Raw genomic sequence first — 258 nt, 5'->3', positions numbered from 1 at the left:
GGAGCAACGGGTCCAACGGGAGCGACAGGAATAACAGGAGCAACAGGCCCAACGGGAGCGACGGGAATAACAGGAGCAACAGGCCCAACAGGAATAACAGGAGCGACAGGAATAACAGGAGCGACAGGAATAACAGGAGCAACGGGTCCAACGGGAGCGACAGGAATAACAGGAGCAACAGGTCCAACGGGAGCGACAGGAATAACAGGAGCAACAGGCCCAACGGGTGCAACCGGTCCAACAGGTACAAGTATCACG

The 258-nt window shown here is 56.6% G+C and carries 1 protein-coding gene; it reads left to right on the top strand.

The window, feature by feature from the left end; all coding sequences use genetic code 11:
• Window positions 1–258, top strand: a 258-nt coding sequence (locus MR170_RS31610) for a collagen-like protein (RefSeq protein WP_242310746.1), incomplete at both ends; no start/stop codon positions are given.

The organism is Bacillus cereus group sp. BfR-BA-01524 (assembly GCF_022662595.1).
Taxonomy (GTDB): Bacteria; Bacillota; Bacilli; order Bacillales; family Bacillaceae_G; genus Bacillus_A; species Bacillus_A thuringiensis_S.
This window is presented reverse-complemented; position numbering and strand designations above follow the sequence as displayed.